This is a genomic window from Micromonospora sp. NPDC048063, assembly GCF_043202855.1.
Classification (GTDB): domain Bacteria; phylum Actinomycetota; class Actinomycetes; order Mycobacteriales; family Micromonosporaceae; genus Micromonospora.
In genome coordinates, this window is the sequence record NZ_JBIDBG010000022.1 from 26,012 (window position 1) to 40,817 (window position 14,806).

Annotated in this window: 10 protein-coding genes; 9 read left to right on the forward strand and 1 reads right to left on the reverse strand. The window is 69.7% G+C overall.

What is annotated here, in order from left to right; genetic code table 11:
- Positions 1-24: 24 nt before the first annotated feature.
- The 8 genes from ACGFZ2_RS30845 to ACGFZ2_RS30880 all read left to right on the forward strand — a co-directional run bounded on the left by ACGFZ2_RS30845 (position 25) and on the right by ACGFZ2_RS30880 (position 8,757).
- The gene (locus tag ACGFZ2_RS30845; protein ID WP_393459697.1) at positions 25-831 is read left to right on the forward strand and encodes a hypothetical protein; all 807 of its coding nucleotides are present in this window, start codon (positions 25-27) and stop codon (positions 829-831) included.
- A gap of 299 nt (positions 832-1,130) precedes the next feature.
- Positions 1,131-1,574 (forward strand): hypothetical protein, encoded by a 444-nt coding sequence (locus tag ACGFZ2_RS30850; RefSeq protein ID WP_393459700.1) that lies wholly within the window; start codon positions 1,131-1,133, stop codon positions 1,572-1,574.
- 52 nt (positions 1,575-1,626) lie between these two features.
- Positions 1,627-2,274 (forward strand): hypothetical protein, encoded by a 648-nt coding sequence (locus ACGFZ2_RS30855; RefSeq protein ID WP_393459703.1) that lies wholly within the window; start codon positions 1,627-1,629, stop codon positions 2,272-2,274.
- Entirely contained in the window at positions 2,271-3,023 is a 753-nt protein-coding gene (locus ACGFZ2_RS30860) for a hypothetical protein (protein ID WP_393459706.1), read from the forward strand. The genes ACGFZ2_RS30855 and ACGFZ2_RS30860 overlap by 4 nt, the downstream gene beginning before the upstream one ends.
- Before the next feature lie 773 nt (positions 3,024-3,796).
- Positions 3,797-5,344, forward strand: a complete 1,548-nt coding sequence (locus ACGFZ2_RS30865) for a hypothetical protein (protein WP_393459709.1) — start codon at positions 3,797-3,799, stop codon at positions 5,342-5,344.
- A 443-nt stretch (positions 5,345-5,787) separates the two neighbouring features.
- Positions 5,788-7,428, forward strand: coding sequence for a ParB/RepB/Spo0J family partition protein (locus ACGFZ2_RS30870; protein ID WP_393459712.1), 1,641 nt, complete (start codon positions 5,788-5,790; stop codon positions 7,426-7,428).
- Positions 7,429-7,517: 89 nt separating this feature from the next.
- Positions 7,518-8,438 carry a ParA family protein gene (locus ACGFZ2_RS30875; protein WP_393459715.1) on the forward strand — a complete coding sequence of 307 codons (921 nt, stop codon included), beginning with the start codon at positions 7,518-7,520 and terminating at the stop codon, positions 8,436-8,438.
- Positions 8,431-8,757, forward strand: coding sequence for a hypothetical protein (locus ACGFZ2_RS30880; protein WP_393459718.1), 327 nt, complete (start codon positions 8,431-8,433; stop codon positions 8,755-8,757). Before ACGFZ2_RS30875 ends, ACGFZ2_RS30880 begins: the two co-directional genes overlap by 8 nt.
- Before the next feature lie 762 nt (positions 8,758-9,519).
- On the opposite strand, the gene ACGFZ2_RS30885 is transcribed toward ACGFZ2_RS30880, so the two are convergent.
- Positions 9,520-9,783, reverse strand: a complete 264-nt coding sequence (locus ACGFZ2_RS30885; protein ID WP_393459721.1) for a hypothetical protein — start codon at positions 9,781-9,783, stop codon at positions 9,520-9,522.
- A 390-nt stretch (positions 9,784-10,173) separates the two neighbouring features.
- Between ACGFZ2_RS30885 and mobF the strand changes: the two genes are divergently transcribed.
- Complete coding sequence (gene mobF / locus ACGFZ2_RS30890; protein WP_393459879.1) at positions 10,174-14,688, forward strand: MobF family relaxase; 4,515 nt, start codon at positions 10,174-10,176, stop codon at positions 14,686-14,688.
- Positions 14,689-14,806: the final 118 nt, after the last annotated feature.

Genomic DNA, 14,806 nt, shown 5'->3' on the forward strand with positions numbered 1-14,806 from the left:
CTGATCAAACTATGGAGACGAACGATGCACGACGCCCCCACTGACAACGACTACCTCTCTTGGCGAGAGCACGACGAGCACGCAGGCGACGCCGCCGAGATCGACGCCGAGTACCGCGCCGAGGCACGCCAGGAGGCAGAGCAGCGCCACGCCACCGCCACCACGAGTTGCCCCACCTGCGCCGCCCCGCCCGGCCAGGAGTGCAACCACGACACCACCCACCCGGCCCGCATGCACGCCGCTAGCCTGCCCTGCGGCACCGACTGCCCAGCCTGCCCGATCACGCTGCGACTCAGCCCCGCCCGCAGCGACCGCGACGACACGCCCGGCCACTGGGTGAGTCACCACAAGATCCGCATGGGCGACAAGGTGTATCGGGTCGGATACGCCGACCACCTCGCGGTCGAGACTGCCGACCTACTCGCGGCCACCGGACCCTACGTGTGGTCCGACCTTGGACGGAGCCGCTACGAGCCAGACCACCTGATCACGGCCGCCGGGGCAACCCTGCTGATCAATGGCACCGCCTACACGATCACCACCCAGGATGGCAACGGCAGGCTCCGTCTACCCAAGGCCTCCACTCAGCCGCCCCGGCCGCACACGCTCACCAGCACCGCCGAGGAAATCGCGGCCGCCATCGACAAGGCCCTCGACCGCATCGACACCGCCACCAGCGCACTGGCCGATCTGACCAGCAGCGCCCCGGAGCCCGGCACCCCAATCGCCACCCTCGCCACCATGCGCCAGCGCCTGCGCGCCGCCATCGACGACCTGCGCGCCGTCCACCAGTGCGCCGAAGACCTCACCGATCCCCAGCCCCGAACCTGACCGCCGGCACCAGGGCCGGGCGCATCGAGCGCCCGGCCCTGGGCGGGGCGCTCACGCGCCGCCCCCGCACCCCCGGCTACGCCGCCCCACTCACCCACCGACGGACGCCGCCGGCATCACCAACACGAACGGACCCAGCCGTGACCACCTCGACCCGCACTCAGTGGAACCAGCACACCACCGCCACCGGCACCCCATGCCCATGGTCACAGTCACCCACCGACGTAGACCCCGTCACCGCCCCACGCTGCCCCGCCCGGTGCCTGACGAGCATCGTTGAGCAGCCCGGCCATGCCCACATGGACGCCGCCGGCACGATGGCCCTCGCAGTGCTCATCCACGCCGGCGAGACCCACCACATCATCCGCGGCGCCGACATCCCCACCGAGGTCCGCGACAGGCTCATCCGAACCAGGCACCTCACCCCCGATCCCGGTAACCCCGGCACCTACCGCGCCGCACTTCCGTGCAAGTGCCCTCCCGGAGAGCCCATCGCCGGCCAGCACCGGCGAGACTGCGCCGTCACCAGGACCTACGACCACCTCGCCGACGCCCTCGACGAACTGACCCACAAGGCCGCCCAGGCCAGCGAGGCGTACGACGACCTCGCCGTCCTGCTCTCCCCGGCCGACACCGCCCACCTGGCCGACCAGCTCGCCCTCCTCGACAAGGCCACCACCGCCCTGACCCAGCTGCGCGACCACGCCGACCGCATGACGAACCCCGCCACCGCACCCCGCTGACAGCCCGGGGCGCGGCCGGCGACGGCCGCGCCCCCAACCCGGAGCACACACCATGACCGACCGCCGCACCCTCGCCCTACCCAGCCCCTACACCGACCTCAACACCGCCGAACTCCTCGACACCCACACCGGTCGAGTCACCTACCGATTCCGCGCACCCCGCGCCGCCGGAACGATCGTCATCGGACCCGAGTTCCGAGGCGAAGACTCCCCCATCCCCACCCTCATCTACGTCCAATTCGGCGACGACGCCTACAACGACAACGACCGCGCCGAACGGCCCGTCATCAACGGCGTGACCATCACCGGCGGCGTCACCCTCAACCCCGCCGAGTACCTCGCACGCCCCGACGGCAGCTACCTCGGACTCCGCCGCAGCATCGACCGCTGGACAAACACCAGCGCACCCACCGCCACCAGCCGCTACGGATCCGCCATCATCCGCGCCCTGGTCACCGCCTGGCACGAACGCACTGACCGCGACGACCTCATCCAGGCCGCCGCCCGACATGCCGCGCCCCGACGCCTCGCCGAACTCCGCCGACACAAGATCGACCCGATCAAGGCGCAGATCGACAAGCTCTCGGAGCAGCTCGTCGACCACTACGCTCTCGCCGGCCAGCTGAGCCGCCTCGCCGCTGAATACGAAGCCACCCGCACCAACCCCGAGCACCCCGACGCGAAGCAGGCACCATCATGACGCCGTCCGACGCCCCCACCACCACCACCGCGCCCACCCGATACCCTGACCGGCGTACGGTCACCGCCCGCCGACCGCCCACCAGCGTCCGGCGGGCGGCCCGCCGTACGGCCGCCGCACCACCGCCGTATCCCCTCACCGGCCCAGGTCCGGCGACCACCGTCGCCCGCACCCGAGCCCGCGAGGACCCCGTGACTGCACCCGGCCAGCACGACCGCACCGACGACCCCGCCGTGCCCACCCGACTGGTCGACGGCCACCTCTGCACCAACCGCGCCGGCATCGCCCACCTCGCCGGCTGGACCCCCGGCAACTCCGTCAACGTCCGCGCCCGCACCGACCCCGACTTCCCCCACGGCACGAAAGACGGCCGCGAATACTGGTACCCCTTCGACGGCCCCCGCGGCGTCGACGCCTACATCGCGCTCCTCGCCGAACGGGCCACAGCCAAGAAGCCTCCGCCGGTCAAGGACGGCGACCCGGACGACGAGCTCGCCAGCGAGGACGCCGCAGACGCCCTGCACATCGCGCCCGCAACCCTGCGTTCCTACGTGCGGTACTCCATCCCCTACTGGCAAGGCGACAAGACCGGACGGCCTCTCCTGCCGCCACCCGACATCGAGGAAGAACGCGAGCACGAGCGCCTAGGTCCCTACACCCACCGGGCCTGGTACCGGCGCACCCTCGCCGCCCACCAGGCCACACGACCCGGGCCCGGTACGGGAGCCGGCCGCCCACGAGGACAGTAGGAAACACCCGGAGAAGAACAACGGCCGGAGGGTTAGTTTGGCGAACCCCCTCCGGCCGTCTGGCGTCGACGCCACACCGGCCCCAACAGGCCAAAACGCCAACCACCTAACCACCAGCATACGCACCCCTCCCCACCAATCGCCGCCCAGGGATTCGTCCGTTGCGGCTGCCCATGGCGGGTGGCCGCGCGGTTCGTAGGTGGTGAAGGGCGATGATGTCGTGCCGCCGTCGTGGTCCGGACCGTTGCTCCCGCCGTCACCGGGCGGGGGCCCACCAGTGGGCCCCTCGCCCTGCCATCTTCGCGTCCAGCACCACCGCGGCGGCCCGACAGCCGGCGCCGGCGGTCGGGGGTGATGCCGCCGGCATCATCCAGGTCCGGGCCCGTGGGGCTCTTTCCCTCCGCGGCGCCTGAGCTATCGGCCCTGCGGGCCGATGGCCTTCAGCCGGACCAGCGTCCCGCCGCTGGACCGCGTCCCCTCGCCGGGGAGGCAGGCTCCAGGATGGACCCTCCCCGATCCATCCCGACGGCCTGCCACAAGGGCAACCACGGCCGGGGCCGGGGCCGCAACCACACCCCGGTTGCACCCCCGACCCCAACCGTGGTCGGTCAGGACCAGGCCGCCGGGATGGATCTCCTCTCCGAGCCTCACGCACGAAAAACCCCAGGTCACACCCCACACAGGACATCATGTGTGCTAGAATTTTAAGTGTGAGGGAGGGGGACGGCGAACCCCCCGACCACACGACACACCAGACCAACCCGAGGAGACGCATGAGCGCCCACGACGACGGCAGCGTGCCAGACGTCGAGCGGCACGGCTGCGCAACCTGCCGCCGACCTCTCACCACGTTCAAGAGCCCTGGCAACCCGGTCGGGTTTCTCCACCCCGGCGGCACCATTGCCGATCACGAACCCGATCCGGTGCCACTGACCCAGCTGCCCACCGTGGAGACGGCGTGTGACTTCTGCTCCGCGCCCAACCCGGTAGCCTCATTCGCTTTCAGCAGCCTGGAGATCATCGCGGTCGATGGTGACCTTCCGACGATGACGCAGGACCTCGGCGGCGACTGGGCCGCGTGCGAAGGATGCGCCCGCCTGGTCGAGGTGCGTGACGTTGCAGGCCTGACGGACCGTGCGGTCCGGCGAGCCCTCCGACGCGGCAGCTCAGCACCCGTGGAATCGTTCGGGCCGCTCCACCAAGCCCTGTTCGCAGCCACGCCCACCACGCCCACGCGCCGCCCCCTGCACCTCACCACGCACCACGACGCCGCTCAAACGGCCCCGGTGACCGCAGTGCCCGCCACCATCCCGGCCGGCCAGGTAGACGCGCCCGAGGTTCGGTCGCTGCGGCCCCAGACGCTGCCGAAGGTGCGGGACCGCCTAGTCAAGTTCTGGCGGACCTCCGGCCATAGCTTTCTGCTCGCCGCGCTCGCGGACGGAGCGCGCTACAGCGTCCCCGGACACATGCTGCCCGGCGCGCCCCTCGACGCCCCGGCCGCCGACATCGATCTCAGCAACCCCGCGCCCCTCGGCCAGTACACGGCACTGATGGCTAACCACATCGAGAACGGCCGCATGTTCTGGGTTGACGCCGACTTCACGACGCTCGCCGCCCACGCCGCGCGTGACCTCTCAGACGTGCGGGTACTGCCCGCCGAGCTTCCCGCCCCTGACGGCCTGCTGATCTGGCAGACGCCGATTTGCCAGGTGATCGAACCCGAGACCCGCGCCGTCCTGCCGATCATCGCTGCACAGTGGGGACCCATCCCCGGCGGCGTGTGGGTCATCTTCTACAGCCCGGCCGAGACCATCGTGCACGGCCGCCGCCTTACCGACCGTGACTTGCAGGAACTACGCGAGCGCGTGGGGTGGCTCGCCCCCGTCAACACAGGAGCAGGACTGCACTACGGCAAGACCTACACTCCCGCCACCGAGCAGAGCCGCGCCATGCTGTGCGCCCTGATCGCCACATGGATCCTCACCACCCAGCCCGACGCCGAGATCACCGACGAGCCGGCCGACAAGGCCACCCGCAAGGCCTACCAGCGCAACAGCCGGCCCGCTCCCCTGGTTCGCCTCGTGCGGCTGCGCCGCAAACAGCACGCCCGCCCCGACGACCCGGCCGGCAAGACCACCCGTGTCTATACCCGGCGGTGGTGGGTGCGTGGATTCTTCCGGGAGCAGCCTTACGGCCCCCGTGGCACTCTGCGCCGCAGGACCTACGTACGCCCCCACCTCAGAGGACCCGCCGACGCGCCGCTCATCCTCACCGAGCAGGTCCGAGTCCTCGGAACCCCCTCCGGCCGCACCGAGGAGTAACCGACCGGGGGGAGTCGGTCAGGGGCCGACTCCCCCCGGGGCACCCCGGCCGTCGAGGGCGACGGCGTCGGCGTGCATCGAGCACGCCGACGCCGGCTGCCGCTCCCGTCGCTCACTGCTCCACGGGGGCCGGCTCTGGTGTCTGTCGAAACGCCACGGCCGAACCACCACCAACCTCGCAGCACTCAGCGGATACCCTGACCGCCTATGAGGGCAGGCATGCCGCACCCCATCGGGGAGACCCGTCTCCACGAGGGTCACGGAAAGTAGTCAAACTACTTCTCTAAAATGGCTTTGATGTCTAAGAAAGTTTAGATACCATAGACGTGTGAGTCGGAAGCCGGAAGGCGGAAGCTCGCAAAAAAAGTGGGGGCAGCTGACCGCCCAGGACAAGCCACCCCCACTGAATTTCACCCACCCAGAGTGTACCCAAGGAGCCCCACATGGCCCGCAGAGGTAGTGGCCTCGCATCCAACCCGCTCGCCCAGCTCCAGGACGACGAGAAGCAGGAACAGGCAATCGTCCAGGCCGCCCAGGCGGACGGCACGGCCGTCCGTGACCTGCCCATCAACACCGTCGCGCCCGACCCGGAAAACCCGGAGAGCCGACTCACGCCTAACGCCGAACTCGTCGCCTCGATGAAGGCCGAGGGCCAGTTGCAGCCCGGTGTGGTCGTGCCGGTCGAAGTCTGGGCCGGCTACGGTAACGACCCCACCGCTCTGCCCGACGGCACCGAGTACGTCATCAACTACGGCCACCGCCGCTGGGCCGCCGCCCGCGCGGCCGGGCTGGACACCTACCGCGCCATCGTGTCCGACACCCTGAAGGACAACACCACCAAGCGCGTCCACCGGCTGATCGAGAACGTGCAACGCGAAGACCTGACGCCGTTGGAGGAAGCCGCCGAGTACCAGCGGCTCATGGCGGAAGACAAGCTCAGCCAGCGGGAGATCAGCCGCCGAACCGGCATTCCGCAGCCGCACATCTCCAAGCGGATCAGCCTGCTCAACCTCCCCGAAGAAGCACGGGACGCCCTCAGCAAGGGAATCATTCCGGTCGAAGCCGCCGTGGAACTGGCGAAGGTCGCCAAGGAACCCGAGCGGATCAGGCGGGTAATCGACGCCGTTACCGCCATGTCGGCCACCGACGACACCGAGCGCACCAACCGCGCCCGCCTCGCCGTCGACTCCGCCCGCAAGGAGTACAACGCGTTCAAGGCCGCCAAGGACAAGACCGACAAGCGCAAGAAGCTCGCGGCTGAGGGAATCGTCATCATCGACAACCCTGCCAACTACTTCGCCGACAAGCCCGGCGGCCGGTGGGCATACGAAATCCGGGACGACGACAAGATCACCGCCGCCCGCGACGCCGGAACCCTCGCCGCCTACGTGGTCACTGGCGACCACGTTGAGTTCTACCTGACGGAACTGCCGCCGACCCCCGAGCCCGAGGTGCCGGAGCAGCCCGAGCAAGCCGAAGCGGCAGAGCAGCCCGGCGACGATGAGCCCCACGCCGCCGAGCCGGCCGCCACCGACGACGGAGAGGCCGCCCCGGCTGAGACGACCACCACCGTCAAGGTCGAGCGCACCACCACCGTCCCCGCACCGCGCGCCGAGCCGCAGGAGACGCCGGAACAGCGGGAACGCCGCCAGAAGCGCGAACAAGAGGAACGCGAGCGCGAGGCCGCCGCCAACGCCCGCGCCGCCGCCTGCGCCCGCATCGCCGCCAAGGCCCCCAGCCGGGAAACCCTCACCGCCCGGCTGGCGCGCCGAATCCTGCTGGTCGAGGAGGACCACAGCTTCGAGGCCCAGCAGCTTGCCGTGCGGTGGCTCAAGGCCGCTTCCGTCGTCGACGACAGCACCACCGTCTACACCCTGTTCGGCTACGACACGAACGTCGACGCCAAACTCGCCGCCCGCGCCGCGTACGTCTACGACCTAGCCCTGTCCGAGATCCGCGCACAGGAAAGCACGGACTACGACGCCGAGGACGCCCACCACATCAAGCGGCTCATCGAGGAAGCCGACTACGAACCGGCCGAATGGGAACAGCAAGCCCTACTCGTCGCCGCCAGCGACAACTGATCACCCCAGGTGGGCGCGTCGCATCACCCAGCGACGCGCCCACCAACCGCACCCCTGACGACCGCCCAGACTGGACCAGGAGCCCCATCATGTCCGCTGCCCCAACCGATGCCGCCGGCATCACCACGCCAGGCCAGCGCAGCCCCGACAACCGCGCAACGCGTCGCGCCGTAGGCCGCATCACTCGCAAGCTGACCCGAGCCAAGGTCATCGCGGTCGCGAACCAGAAGGGTGGCAGTGGAAAGACCACCACCATCCTCGCGCTAGCTGGCGAGCTCGCCCGCCGTGGCTTCCGTGTCCTCGTCATCGACTGCGACGAGCAGGGCAACGCGACCATCGGTCTCGGCGTCGCCGTGGCCGAGCAGGACACCGAAGGCACCTACTACCTCCTCATGGACGACGAGGCGAAGCCGGCCGCAGTTATCGCCCCCACGCCGCATGACAACATCTCCGTCATCGCCGGTGGCCCGAAGCTGTCCGAGGTTGCCGCAGCGCTCGCAAGCGAAATGGGTAACCACGCCTTCCTGTCCACGCACGTCGACGCACTGCGCGGTGAGTTCGACGTCATCCTGCTCGACACGCCGCCTGCTCTGTCGCTGCTGACGATCAATGCCCTGTACGCCGCAGACGAAATCACCACTCCGATCAACCCCGGCGTGTTCGACCTACGCGGCATCGCCGAGCTAACGAAGACCGTCAAGCGGATCAATTCGCGGCTGAACAAGGCTATTGCCATCGCGCACGTCTTCCTGATCAACTTCAACCCCCGCCGGAGGAACGACCAGGACGCCTACCGCTTCGTCAAGGAGGCATTCCCCGACGCGCTCATTGACACCGCCGACCCGCAGCCCGACAGGGAGTGGCACGGCAGCGGAGTCCCGCAGTCGGCGTCGGTGAACAGTTCGCAGAGCGCCGGGATTCCCCTGACTCTCTACGAGGCCCGGGCAGCGGTCAGCCGCGCCTACTGCCGAGTCACCGACGTCATCGAACAAAGGAGCCTCCGTGGCTAGGCGTAACGCCACACCGGAAGACCCTGAACCCACCGCCGGGCGTCGCGACAGCGACGCCCCGGCGTCTTCCGACGAAACGCCGAAGGAGCGAGCACTGAACGCCCGTGTCGACTACGACACCGCCGAACGCGCCATGAACGCCTTCCACAGCGCACCACACGGCCTGCCCCGTTGGCGCGACTACGTGGAGAAGGCACTGGAGGAGTACACCGAACGACTGGAGCGCGAGCACAACAACGGAGAGCCCTTCCCGCAACGTCCCACCGACACATTCACGCGGGGGCGCAAGGTCGGAATCTCCCCCCGCCGCGCGGGCTGACCGGCCGAATATCACCGTACTCGCGAACGCGTTAGCGGACGGGCGCGCATCGAGCACGCCCGCCCGCGCTGCCGCTCCCGTGCCGCACGGCCGCGAGCAGCAGCGCCGCAGCGCATCCCCGCATGGCGCCTTCCCCTGTGTTCGAGGGGCAGGCGCCATGCGGCATCTACGCCAGGTCAGAACAAACGAGCCTGCTCCGCCGGCTGTAACGCCGCCACCGCGGCCTCCATCCGGGCGACGTCCCACCCGTGCTCCCTGACCACGTCGCGCAGCGCCCGAGACCGAGCCGCCCGAGTCCGGCGGTCAAAGCCCCGCGCATGCCACGGCCGCGGCGTACCCCCACCCCGACCCCGGCGCCCCATCTGCGCAAGGTTCTCCGCCTGCGTACTCAGCACAACGTGCGCGAGCCCACCCGAGACCAACCCCTCATGCACACGCACGCAGATCGGCTCATCGCACACCTCGTGCGCGGCGACATCTGATGCCGTCAGCATCACCCCGTGTGTGGCCGCAAGGGCGTAGCGAGGCGCGCTGACGACGTGTTCCCGCATCACCAAGCGTCCCGACCGAACGAGCGGCTGACCGCCATCATCAAGCTCTGGCCGTCGGATTGAGAAACTGCCGTACCCGTCGTCGCCTACCGCCCCGGTCCAGATCCAACATCCCGACCCCGGCCCTCTCACCACCTTGCCCCAGAACCGGGCGACCTCATCACGGCTCGCCTCCGCGTCAACCACCAGCACGAAGCCGCCCACAGTGGTGTCACACTCCGCCGTCTGACCCGCTCAGCCCCACCTCACCGCTGCCCACTGCTGCCGACGCTGGCGCGGCTTCATCCGCAGCAGCCCGCACCCGCCGCCGCGCGGCACGGACCTCCGCCGGCGACAGGTCGAGCAACGTCGCCACCTCGTCCGGTCGCTCTCCCAGCTCCAGCAGTTCGCCGACGGTGCGATCCGCCCCGGCCCGGAGCTCCGCAATCTGCCTGTCCGCACGATCCTGGATCTCCTGCACCATCGCCAGGGCCACAGCATGAGCGTCGACAAGCTCACGGATGCGCCGGTCACGCGCTGCGCGCTTCTCCTGCGCCGCCGAAAACCGGGACCTCGCCGCAGCCCGCGCCTGGGCCGCCACCGTTGAAGATCGCCGTACCGCCATCTGAACCCCCGAAACTAGCGGTTGCCGGGCCGAGGTCAATGGATGATCGGCACCGGCCGATGCCGGCCACCCTACCCGTGCATCACAAGAGCCGCCAACGCTCATCCACAGGCGACCAGCGTGCTGGTCGCCTGTGGATGAGCGACGCGCCAGAGGCGCGTGCTGACCGGCGAAACCGGAGCCGCAAGCGGCACAGTTTTCACCAGCCCGATCAGCTACACACCTCTTGCACTATTGTGATCTTGTAGGCTAGAGAACGTGATGACCCTGCACCCGCTGCACGGCGGTGACGGTTACACCTACCTCACACGGGAGGTGGCCACCGCCGACGTGCACCGTGCTCGGGGACAGGCAATCACGGACTACTACCACGCCGAAGGCAACCCGCCCGGAGAGTGGATCGGCCGCGCCAGAGCTGAACTGGCGGTCGAGGGCACCGTCACCGAGGCACAGATGAAGGCGCTGTTCGGCGAAGGACTACACCCCAACGCCACCGCACTGATCGAGCAGCTCATCGATGACGGCATGTCGGCCAAGGCCGCAGAGCAACAGGTCCGACTCGGCCGCAAGCCACTCGCGTACGAACCCGTCGAGACGTACCGGGAACGCGTAGACGAGCGCTACGCCGCCTACGAGCGGATCACTGGCCACCCCCCTACCCAGGGCGAGAAGACCAGGCTCGCCCGTGCGGTCGGCGCGAAGATGTTTGCCGAGCAGCACGGCCGACGGCCCCGCGACAGCACCGAACTGCGCAAGTACATTGCCCAGGTCGCCAAGCCGAAGGCGCAGGCCGTCACGGGCTACGACCTGGTGTTCACACCACCCAAGAGCGTCAGCGTCCTCTGGGGACTCGGCGATGACGCCACTCGCCGCGCCATCGAGGAAGCGCACGAGCAGGCGTGGCGGTCAGTGATTTCCGACGCGGAGAGCACCGTCATCAAGACCCGCGCCGGCCGCGCCGGCGTCGCCCAACTCGACGCGCCCAGCGGCGTCATCGCCGCAGCCTTCCGACACCACGACAGCCGCACCGGCGACCCCAACCTGCACACCCACGTCGCCATCGCCAACAGGGTCAAGGCCGCCGATGGACGCTGGCGAACGATTGACGGTCGAGCGCTGTTCGCCGCCGCCGTGTCGATGAGCGAGAGCTACAACGCCCGGGTCGTGAGCGAAGTCGCCGCACGCCTCGGTGCCACCACAAACGCAGTCGACCCGGGCCGAGGCCGGCGCCCAGTGCACGAGATCGCTGGTGTGCACCAGGACCTGCTCACGCTGTTCAGCGGACGCTCCGCCACCATCGCCAGCCGCACCGCCGAGCTGGTCGACCAGTACGCCCGCGACCATGGGCATGAACCGACCGAGGAAGTACGGCACAAACTCGTCCAGCAAGCGACACTCGACAGCCGCCCCGCCAAACCCCATGCCCGAAGCCTCGGATCCATGCGTGCGGAGTGGCGAGCCCGCGCCGTCGAGACGATCGGAGCTCGCCGCGTCGACCGGCTGCTGAAGGATGTTATAGCCGCCGCGAGGAAGGCCGATGCCGCCAGCATCGGACCAGGCAGCGACAGCATCAGCGACGAGAAGAAGATGCAGCTGGCACACAACGCGGTGAACACCGTCGAACAGCAACGCGCGACGTGGACCCGTCACCACATCGAGGCCGAAGTGCGTCGCCAGCTATCCGGGGCAGGCCTCGGCGCCCGCGGCGACCTCGCACAGCAGGTCACCGACCTCGCGCTGCATCGACAGTCGATCCGCCTCACCATGCCCAGCACCGAACCCACCATGCCGGAGCTGACCCGGAGCGACGGTGAGTCCGTATTCACCCACAGCCAAACCATCCGATACTCCTCCCCTCGGATCCTCAACGCCGAGGACCGCGTCGTCAGCGCCGCTCGGACAGAGGTCATCGCACCGGTGTCCGGCGAGCTGTTCGACCGCACCCTCCAGCAGGTGCAGACCGCGCCAGGCGGCCGGCAACTCGACCCCGGACAGATCGCCGTCGCTCGCGCGTTCGCCACCGACGCTCGACTCGTTGTGGCCGGCATCGGACCAGCCGGGGCCGGCAAGACCACCACCATGAACGTCGTGGCCCGCGCCGTGGAAGCGTCCGGCGGTCGGGTCATCGGCCTGGCCCCCTCAGCCCGCGCCGCCGAGGTGCTGTCCAAGGACATCGCCGTGCCAGCCCATACGCTGCACCGATGGATCCATCACCGCGAGAAGGGCTCCAGGGCTCAGGCCTGGCAGCTACGCGCCGGGGACGTCCTCCTCGTCGACGAGGCTGGCATGGCCGGCACCCTCAACCTCGACGCCATCATCAGCGACGCCCACCGGGCCGGCGCCGTCGTGCGGCTGCTGGGCGACCCGCAACAACTCGGGGCGGTCGAGTCTGGCGGCATGCTGCGCCTGGTGCAGCAAGAGGCCGGCGCCGTCGAACTGGACCAGCTGCACCGTTTCGCTGACCCCGAAGAAGGTGCAGCCTCACTGAACCTCCGAGACGGCACCGACAGCGCCTGGCGGTGGTACTGGAGCAAGGACCGTATCCAGCACGGCGACCGCGACACCCTGCTCGACCGCGTCTACCAGGCGTGGCAAGCCGACACCAGCAGGGGCCACGTCTCGCTCATGGTCGCCCCGACGAACAACGACACGCGCCAGCTCAACGATCGAGCCCGCGCCGACCGCGTCGCCGCCGGCGAAGTGGAAGCAGCAGGGGTACTGCTGCACGACGGCACGCAGGCCGGCCGCGGCGATCTTATCGTTACACGACGAAACGAAAGCCGACTACGACTACGCCACGGCCGCGACATGGTGCTCAACGGCGCGCTGTGGACCGTCGACGAGCGCCACGACGACGGCAGTCTCACCGTGCGGCAGGCTGAACACGGCGGCCGCATCCGGCTACCTCACCGCTACGTCGCCGCCGACGTCGAACTCGCCTACGCCACCACCATCCACCGCACCCAGGGCATGACCGTGGACAAGGTCCACGCCCTCGTCGACGCCAGCGTCAGCCGCGTCCAGGCCTACGTGGCGCTAACCCGTGGCCGGGTCACCAACAGCCTCTACACCATCACCGAGGCCGGTCAGCGGGTCCACGACACCCTCGACAGCATCCGCCGCAACTTCGGGGCCGCAGTCTCGGCAACCGAGTTCACCCGAACCACCCTTGCCGAAGCCGAGCACCTGCCCAACCTCGCCGCCCGCTACCTGTACGCCGCCGACCAGGCAGCAGCGCAACGCCACCGCCGCGCCGTCGAAACCGCTCTCGGCGACCAGGCGAAGACGGTGCTCACCTCCCGGTCCTGGCCACGGCTCGCCGCGGCAATCAACCGAGCAGAACGGGCCGGATGGTCCCCGGCGGACATCCTCGATGCCGCCGGCATCAAGCGGCTCGACGGCGCCGCAGATCCTGCCGCGCTGCTCGCGCATCGTGTCCGCGTCAGCCAGCAACGCGCCGCGCAACGACTCACCACAGCGTCAGAGCGGCCCCTGGCCGGCGTGACCGACGTGGCCCTGGCCAGGCTGCGGGCACGCGCCTCTCAGCGCCTGGCCGACGCCGAAACCGCCCTCGCCTGGGCGCAGCACGACCACAGCGAACTCCCCGCGCCCATCCGCGCCCGAGGCCGCGATCACCCCGCCTGGCCTGAACGTCCATACGGGGCGCTGACGGACGCCGCTCTCGCTCAAGCGCACCGAGACAGCCGCACCGAACTCGACCAGATCGAGCGCCAGTTGGCCGCCGCTCGCCGCCAAGTACGCGAGGCCACTACGCCCAACCAAGCCACCGCTGCCTCGCGCCACCGCGCCCGGATCGAAGCCCATGCGAGGGCTGAACGGGACCAGGCCGAGCAGCTACGCAAGGAACAGCGGCTGCGCACCGCCATGCGACCCGACGATCGCGCCCGTGAAGCCGCCCAGCGGCTCTCCGCCGAGACACCCCGCACCTCCGCCGACCTGTCCGCTGCCCGCGCCAGCACCGACCTCAGCATCGCGACGACCGCGGCACGCGTGGAACGAGCGCGACTCATCATCAGCCGCATCGACGACGAAGCGACCTCGCGCCGGAGCCTGCCCACCGTGGTTCGCCAAGCCGAGCAGGCGCACCGCGACGGCCGCAACCCGAGCCGCTCCCCCGCTGAGGTGCCGGAATGGATTGCGGATGTCCGGCACAGAGTCAGCGCCGACACGTCCCGGTGGTCGGAACACCTGGAGGCGCGACGTGAACACCTCGCGGCGCGCCTTGCCGACCTCGCTCACGAGGTCGCCCGCCAGCAGCCGGCCTGGGCCGTGAACACGCTGGGCCAACGCCCCAGCGACGCTGACGCAGCGGCAGCCTGGGACCGGTCCGCCGCGCTTAGCGCCGCGTACCGGCAGAGCTTCGGCGTCGCTGACGACGATCCTCGCATCCTCGGACGCCAGCCACGCCCCACCGACGGCGTCCGCCGTCGCGCGTACGAGGAGACGACGGCCGCGATCGAACCCGTCCGCGCGGCGCGAGCACGGACCAACCGAGCGGCAGCCGCCGAACAGGCACGCGAGGAGCTACGCCGCAAGCTCCAACGTGTCAGCCAGCGAGAGCCCATCGCCGTCGATGCGGGCCGCCAGCCGGCTACCAGGGAGGAGAAGCAACGAGCGCGACGGGATGTTGAGGTCCAGCAGGCCAATCGCATCCGCGAAGACCGCGAGCGTGAGCAGCGCCGCGCCGAGCAGGAACGGCTCGCCGCCACCCAGCGCCGCGACGCTCCCGGCCCGCAACGAGGCGTCCAGATGTGAACTCAGCGCAGCGGCTAACCTGCACAGTCAGGACCAGCCGGTGGGTCCCAGCGGACATCACCGCAGCCCCGCCACCGGCACGAGAGAAGCACGTGACCGCCGCACGAGCAGGCCCGCC